This is a genomic window from Armatimonas sp., from assembly GCF_031410135.1.
In the GTDB taxonomy this organism is placed as follows: Bacteria; Armatimonadota; Armatimonadia; order Armatimonadales; family Armatimonadaceae; genus Armatimonas.
The window spans coordinates 1-6,955 of record NZ_JANNYP010000183.1 but is presented as its reverse complement, the minus strand read 5'-3'; the positions used below and the strand labels follow the sequence as shown (position 1 = coordinate 6,955).

The 6,955-nt window shown below is 59.2% G+C and carries 8 protein-coding genes and 1 riboswitch; of the genes, 2 read left to right on the top strand and 6 right to left on the bottom strand.

Annotation, left to right across the window (positions count from 1 at the left end; genetic code table 11):
- The coding region (locus RMO15_RS06685) for a hypothetical protein (RefSeq protein ID WP_309709574.1) at positions 1-210 on the bottom strand (210 nt) is incomplete at its 3' end.
- A gap of 33 nt (positions 211-243) precedes the next feature.
- A riboswitch (cyclic di-GMP riboswitch) is annotated at positions 244-333 on the bottom strand.
- Positions 334-471: 138 nt separating this feature from the next.
- On the opposite strand from RMO15_RS06685, the gene RMO15_RS06680 reads away from it, so the two are divergent.
- Positions 472-1,257, top strand: a complete 786-nt coding sequence (locus RMO15_RS06680; RefSeq protein WP_309709572.1) for a phytanoyl-CoA dioxygenase family protein — start codon at positions 472-474, stop codon at positions 1,255-1,257.
- Between the two features lie 101 nt (positions 1,258-1,358).
- Positions 1,359-2,312, top strand: coding sequence for a PEP-CTERM sorting domain-containing protein (locus RMO15_RS06675; RefSeq protein ID WP_309709568.1), 954 nt, complete (start codon positions 1,359-1,361; stop codon positions 2,310-2,312).
- Between the two features lie 2 nt (positions 2,313-2,314).
- Here RMO15_RS06675 and RMO15_RS06670 read toward each other — a convergent pair whose 3' ends face one another.
- The 5 genes from RMO15_RS06670 to RMO15_RS06650 form a co-directional block, all read right to left on the bottom strand.
- Positions 2,315-2,746 carry a hypothetical protein gene (locus RMO15_RS06670; RefSeq protein ID WP_309709566.1) on the bottom strand — a complete coding sequence of 144 codons (432 nt, stop codon included), beginning with the start codon at positions 2,744-2,746 and terminating at the stop codon, positions 2,315-2,317.
- Between the two features lie 5 nt (positions 2,747-2,751).
- Positions 2,752-4,557, bottom strand: a complete 1,806-nt coding sequence (locus RMO15_RS06665) for a M3 family oligoendopeptidase (RefSeq protein ID WP_309709564.1) — start codon at positions 4,555-4,557, stop codon at positions 2,752-2,754.
- Positions 4,558-4,559: 2 nt separating this feature from the next.
- Positions 4,560-5,015 carry a hypothetical protein gene (locus RMO15_RS06660; protein WP_309709562.1) on the bottom strand — a complete coding sequence of 152 codons (456 nt, stop codon included), beginning with the start codon at positions 5,013-5,015 and terminating at the stop codon, positions 4,560-4,562.
- Between the two features lie 386 nt (positions 5,016-5,401).
- Positions 5,402-6,541, bottom strand: a complete 1,140-nt coding sequence (locus RMO15_RS06655) for a M20/M25/M40 family metallo-hydrolase (RefSeq protein ID WP_309709559.1) — start codon at positions 6,539-6,541, stop codon at positions 5,402-5,404.
- A gap of 6 nt (positions 6,542-6,547) precedes the next feature.
- Positions 6,548-6,955, bottom strand: a 408-nt coding sequence (locus RMO15_RS06650) for a hypothetical protein (protein WP_309709557.1), incomplete at its 5' end; no start/stop codon positions are given.

Sequence of the window (6,955 nt, the reverse complement as noted above, 5' to 3'; positions counted from 1 at the left end):
GCCCCCCAGCGCCGCAATCGCCGCTTCTTGAGCGGCTGTGGGCACTCCCTCGGTCTTGACAATCACCGCACTCCAGCCCTTGCGGCTCGGCGAGGCAAGCTGCTTCTGAACCGCCAGATCTGCCTTCTGCGGCACGGAGGCTTGTGCGATGAGGGGTGTGGAGAGTGCGGAGAGTCCCAGCACTGCCACGCCTAAATTTCTAATGTACATCCTGTAATTTCCTTAGCTCGAATCATTTCGCTTTTCGGTAACCTGGTGACCGTGCCACTCTCAGGTGGTGTAGGCCCATCGCTTTGCGTCACCGCCTTTCGGTCGGCTTTGCCTTTTCGGTTGCAAAGGAATCAGGCTCTCTCGGGGAGAGCGTTGAACACTTAAAGATGTGCTTGTGGCGATTTCTCCCAGATGTTAAGAATACGGTTAATCCACTTTGAGCCCAGGCTCCCGGGGCTCAAATCAGGTTATACTAGGGTCATGACACTGACGACAGACCAGATTCGCTTCTTTCACCTCAACGGCTTTCTGGCCATTTCCACTCCCATCACCGATGACGCCGAGCTGGCGTGGATGCGCGAGGTCTACGATCGCATCTTTGCGGAGCGAGCAGGGCGCGAGAGCGGCGACCAGTTTGATCTAGGCGGCACCGATGAAGAGGGCAAGACCGAGGCGCTCCCCCAGATCCTGAATCCTGCCAAGTACGCCCCGGAGCTCAAAGACGGCAAGTATCTCGGCGGCGCCACGGAGATCGTCCGGCAGCTCCTTGGCCCCGAGGTCTCGGCGGGAATCGCCCACGCGATCTTCAAGCCCGCGGGTCACGGCGCTCCAACCCCGTGGCACCAGGACGAAGCCTACTGGGACCCGCAGTGGCAGTACAAAAATGTCTCGATCTGGATGCCGCTGCAAGAAGCCACGCTGGAGAACGGCTGCCTCTGGTTCATGCCGGGGAGCCACGAGTGGGATGTCCAGCCCCACCAGCCCATTGGGGGGGACGTGCGTATTCATGGCCTCGAAATGCTCGATACCACGTTCGCCAAAGACGCCATCGCGTGCCCCCTGCCCGCGGGCGGTATCACGATCCACCGCAACCGAACGGCCCACTACGCCGGGCCAAATACATCTGCGATTCCGCGCCGGGCTCTCATTCTGGGCGCAGGCTTGCCCAACAAGCCACGCCAGGGCGCACCACGGCAGTTCCCTTGGAACGAGATTAAAGAAACCCCTCGCGAGGCACGCGCCAAGGAGGCGCTGGCCTTGCGGTAGGTTGAGCCAGCGTCTGGCACAAAACTTGCTTTTTGCAGGGGGTAGCCACTGCCTCACGGTCTGAGGGGTGGAAATCTTGCTTTGCTGAAAGAAGAAATGCCATGCGCTCAATAGTATTAAAAACTCTTGCCTTAATTTGTTTGGTATCGGGAACAGGAGCTGCCCAAGCGCAGACCCTTGACCCACTCTTTGCAGGAGCCTACAGCCTGCTCGACCTTGGGGGGCCTAGTGGGGTTCCTGCCAACCTGGGAGGTCTGACTCTCAAAGCGGGGGACAGCAACCGCCTTTTGATCGGTGGTGCTGCCAATGGTGCAACGGGGGCGATCTATGATATTGGCGTGACTCGCGATGGGGGCGGACATATCAATGGCTTTTCGGGGAGTGGTGTCAACTTTGCCAGTGCGCCCAATATTGACGGTGGCCTAGCCTATGGACCGGGCGGGGTTCTCTTTGCCACGACCTATAGTAACAACAACCTGCTCCAGTACAAGCCGGGGAGTATCGCACCCGATAAGGTAATAGACCTCAGTATTTTGGGAATTGCTCCCTCAACAGGGACGATCCAGTTCACGTCCACGGGAGCGGTGATCGCTTCATACAATGCTTCGACGTTTTACAGTGTCGGCCTGACGCCTGATGGACTGGGAACCTTTAACCTAACCGTTGGCCCGAGTGTGACGACTCCGGGAGGCCCTGAGGGCATCATCTATGTTCCCACAGGAAGTGACATCTTCGCCGCACTCAACCCGGCGGCAAACTGGATGCTGGTCTCAGAGTATAGTGCGGGTCGTGTCTCTGCTTATGAGGCGGATAGCAACGGACTTCCCATCGGAGCCACCCGGCGTGACTTTATCACAGGACTTACAGGAGCCGAGGGTGCAGCACAGGATCCGACAAACAACGACTTCCTCTTCTCCACATTTGGTGGGGGGAACCGCGTCATCACGGTACGTGGCTTTGCGGCCCCCCCAGCCACTTCCGCTCCTGAGCCCGGCACGCTTGCACTGGTGGCACTGGGCATGACTCTCCCCTTGGTGCGCCGTCGGCGCAAGTAAGCTCACCCTCCCGCAGGTACCCGCTCCCGCCGCTCTGCGGCGGGAGCTTCTTCTTTTACTTCCTCATCCGCGAAGCCCACTTCTAGCTCTTCCCAGCTACGGCGAGCTTCCCACCAGCCGCTGACACCGTACTTACTATGGACAATGGCCCACTTGCCGCGCAGGAGCTTGCCCTCGTTGAGCAGCTTGCCTTCATAGCGCACGGGGAGGAGCCTGCGCTTTTTCAGGCGGTAGACCTTGGTGAAGATCACCTCCTCGCCGACCTGCCGGGCGTGGTGGAGCACTGCCTCACCCAGCGGGCCGTCGTCGAGGATCGTGCCGTGGAACATGCCATCGGGGCCGACGGCGGAGAAAGTGGCCTCGAAGCCGCAGGGCTGACCAAGGTTATGGTCGAAGTGGTACTCCCCAAGCCAGCCCCCGGCGACGGTCGGCACGTGCGCTAGCCCTTGTCTTCCAACAGGCTCACGAACTGGTCTATCTCGGCGCGGACGACATCCAGGGATGCGCTCCAGAACGCCTCGCTCTCGATATCAAGCCCGAAGCGCTGCGCCAGCTCGGTGGCGTTGGCCATTCCGGTCTGGGAGAGCAGGTCGTCGTAGGCGGCGCGGAAGCTCTCGGGGTCTTGCTCGTACTGGGCGTAGAGGCCCAGCCCAAAGAGAAACCCGAACATGTACGGGAAGTTGTAGAACGCGGAGCCGTAGTAGTGGCCTTTTACCGCCCACATGTACGGATGGAGGGCGTCGCTGTCGAGGCCGTCGCCGTAGGTCTCGCGCTGGGCCGTGAGCATCAGCTCGCACAGCTCACCCTCGGAGAGATCGCGCTCTTTTCGCTTCTCGATCACGGCTTGCTCGAACCGGAAACGGCTGTCAATGTCTACCACGACCTGGCAGGAGTTCTGGAGCGAGGCTTCTAGGATCGCCAGGCGCTCGGCGGGTTCGGCGCTCTTGAGGGCGGCGTGCTTGACAATGGTCTCACAGAAGATACTGGCCGTCTCGGCGAGCGTCATCGGGGTGCTCGATTGAAGGATCGTGCGATCTTTCAGGCAGAGGTTGTGGTAGGCATGCCCCAGCTCATGGGCGAGGGTGCTGACCCCATCAAAGCTCGGGCGGTAGTTCTGCATGATCCGCGACTCGCCGGGGCCGACGCTGGAGCAGAAGGCACCATCGCGCTTGCCGGGGCGCGGCTCGGCGTCTATCCAGCTCTCCGCAAATGTCTTGCGGGCGAAGTCACCCATTTTTTGCGAGTAGGCATCGAAGTTCTCCCCGATAAAGCGCTCCGCCGCGCTCCAGCTCCAGTCACTGGCTTCGCTACCTTCCACACTGAGCGGCGCAAGGAGATCCCACCAGGGAAGTGCCTCGGCATTGCTGACTTTTCTTGCCTTGGCTTTTAAGTAGCGGCGGAAGTCAGGAAACGACTTCTCGGCGGCGGCCCTCATGGCATCTAAAGTGGCGCGGGTGATGGAGTTATTATTGCAGCAGAGCTCTAAGACATCGCTCCAGCCCCGGCGCTCGGCCAGCAGGCGCGTCTCATGCTTGATGCCGTTCATCGCAAAAGCAAGAGGCAGAGCGACTCCCTTCCAGGCTTTCAGCTCGGCCTCGTAAGCGCTTTTCCGTGTCTCAGCACTCTCATCGGTGGCGAGGGTGCGGATGACGCTCATCGGGGTGCTCTCGCCGTTAAAGTCTACCGTGAGCTGGCTGGTGAGATCGCTGTGGAGCCGTGCCCAGGCGCTACTGCCCGAGAGCGAGAGATGGGCGACGAGTTCCTCTTGCTCTAGTGGCAGCTGGTGCTCGGCGTAGACTTTTGCCTCACGGACACCGTAGGCATGCGCCGCCGCCACTTCAGACTTCGCGATCAGGGCCTCACTGTCGAGCGAGCCCATAAAGGCCGTGAAGCGCGTTCCCAGGCTGGAAAGCGGAATCAGAGCGCCGCGTAGCTCGCTCAGCTTGGCCTGCGCTGCCGCATCGCGCGAGTCCGTCGCGATCCGAAGCGAGAGATAAGCCCGAACGCGCCGCAGATCCGAGTAGAGCGCATTAAAGGCCTTCGTTATCGCCTCGTAGGCCGCAATATCCTCGTCGGTGAGAGGGCCAGAGGGGCGCGCGATGATATTTTTCTCGTTAAAGAGCGTCTCCAGCGTCTTGGTCTGGGTCAGAACATCGGCAAAAGCGGCCGTAAATCCGGGGGTGTCTAGCTCAGTAAAAAGCGGCGAAAGATCCCAACGTGGGAGTAATACATCGTATTTAGACATGATTACTGGACATTGTACCCAAGAATCCCTGTCTTCAAAAATAGCGCAAAGTAGCCACGCTTCATCAAGACTTCATCGTGGAGGAGATCAAGTGTGTGAAGGATCACCGGGCGGCGGGCGCGAAGCGTTTTCTCCTTTTCCTCAAGGCCCGCCTCCAGAAGCGAGGTGACCGTCGCGCCGCGTTTTTGGAGGAGCGTGAGCAGCTGAAAGTTCTCGGAGGCCAAGTGCGCGGTGAAGAGGCTGATCAGCCGGTGGTTTTTCTGTGCCCCACAGTCGGCAAATACCTCAAGGCCACCGTACGATGCGTCAAAGAGCAGCACATCGGTGATGTTTTTGCCGAGTCCGCCCCGCTCTAAGATCGCGCGGGTGACGTTGTAGCCGCCGCTGTGCGCACTGAGAACGATCTTTCCAATACGCTCCGTGGGGATTTCCCCCTCGGCCTTGAGAAACTGCGCCACTTCCCGAACCAGCCGCTCGAAGCCCCCGGCCTCTTCTAACGCCGCCCGAGTCGCTGGCGTCTTTGGGGCCTTGCGGGACGACTAAGATGGCATTCCGGCCACTGGCAAAAAGCTGCTTGGCAAGCTCGTGGTGCTCGATCACCTTTGAGACATGGTTTCCCCAGCCGTGAAAATGGACGATAAAATCCGTGCTCTGCGTGGGCCGGAAGCCCGCCGGAATGATCAGCCCGACCGTACTGTCGGAGTAGTGCGTCGCGGCATCGAAGAGCTTTCCCTGGTAGGTATGCCCCTGCGCCCGGCTAGGGTGAGGGTAAGGGGCACTGGCAAACGAACGAAAGAGACTCTGGCCCTCAGGCGTGTTCTTCCAGAGGGCCTGTATCGTCGGCTTAGTGCTCACTCTGGGCAGCAGCACGGACGATCTCGATGATCCAACGGGTATCAAGCACCATCTCAGAGAGCGTGCAGAACTCGTCGTGGGTGTGGACGTTTTGCATGCCCGTGGCCAGCACCGTTGTCGGAACTCCGAAGGCATTGAAGTGGTTGCCATCCGAGCCCCCTCCCGACTCCGCGTAGCCCGGTGTGAGCCCGGCGGCTTCAGCGGCACGTGCGCCAAGCTGGAGCACGGGGCTATCTTTCTCTAAACGGTACGCCGGGTACTCGCCGATTATCTCAACATGGGCACTCGCGCCCATCGCAGACGCCTCACGCTCAAAGACCTCTTTCATGTGCGCGGTCTGAGCCACAAGCTTCTCCTGCACCCGCGAGCGTGCTTCGGCGATAATCACCACTTCACCCGGCACAATATTGCGAGCAAGCCCCCCGTGGATGGTGCCGATATTGGCCGTGGTCTCGGTGTCAATGCGCCCCAGCGTCATCTTGGAGATCGCATTTGAGGCAGCGACAATCGCACTAACACCCAGCTCGGGCGCGGCTCCCGCGTGCGACTGCTTGCCCGTAATGGTCACGCGAAACGAGTTCTGAGCGGGCGCGGCGTAGGTCATGGTTCCCACAGGCGGCCCTGCATCCAGCACAAAGCCGTACTTTGCCTTGATGCGCTTCGGGTCCAGCAGACGCGCCCCGACCAGCCCAATCTCCTCACAGATCATCAAGAGAAGTTGAATGTCCCCGTGCGCCTCCCCCGACTCCTGAAGAAACGCCATTGCCTCTAGGATCGGGGCCATGCCACACTTGTCATCGGCTCCCAGGATCGTATCCGAGGCGGCATAAATCCTATCCCCTTCGATCTTGACTTCCAGGCCCGGGGTTGGCTCGACGGTGTCAAAGTGCGACGAGAAAAAGATCCCCGGAGCGCCTTCCACGGTGCCTTTCTTGAAGGCAATGAGGTTCCCAATACTGCCCGGCTCGCCCGGAAGCCGCTCGTGGGCATCATCAAACTCGACGGAGAACCCTAACGTCTCCAAGTACTGCGCCGCCCACTCGGAGACAGGTTTCTCATGGCGTGAGGGAGTATTGAAGTTCACCAGCGTCAAAAACGTCTCTAAGAGACGCGATTCATTGATCGTCATCTCGCGTTATTTTTTCCCTGCGATTTGCGCCTTAAACATTACTTTTTGTTTCGCATCGAGAATCGTGAGAATTTCTTGATTTTTCTTATCTTCGATTGGTTTCTGCTCAAGCTGTATCTTCTTAGTAACAGGACCAACCTCCGCTTGCATTTTTGCTTGAAGCTTAATCATCTCGGCAGTATAGATTTCCGGCTTTAAGTTTTTGGCTCGTAAGGCGACAAAGAGCGGAGCATGTTTGGCCCGAACTACATCTGCTTGTGGCTTGTATTTCTTGCGAACAGCTTGTAGTTGCACAAAATACTTCGCGTTAATCTCAGTCATTTTTTTCTGCTGTGCCGCTGTCAGACTGAGGGGGTCCCCTGATGCGCTGCCCATTGCCGATCCGCCCTGTGCAAGCGCAGGCGCAGGAGCCAT

What these genes read in the sequence shown, in the direction of transcription:
- RMO15_RS06680 (WP_309709572.1), top strand. Translation starts at nt 472, where the DNA reads ATGACACTGACGACAGACCAGATTCGCTTCTTTCACCTCAACGGCTTT.
- RMO15_RS06675 (WP_309709568.1), top strand. Translation starts at nt 1,359, where the DNA reads ATGCGCTCAATAGTATTAAAAACTCTTGCCTTAATTTGTTTGGTATCG.
- RMO15_RS06665 (WP_309709564.1), bottom strand. Translation starts at nt 4,557, where the DNA reads ATGTCTAAATACGATGTATTACTCCCACGTTGGGATCTTTCGCCGCTT.
- RMO15_RS06655 (WP_309709559.1), bottom strand. Translation starts at nt 6,541, where the DNA reads ATGACGATCAATGAATCGCGTCTCTTAGAGACGTTTTTGACGCTGGTG.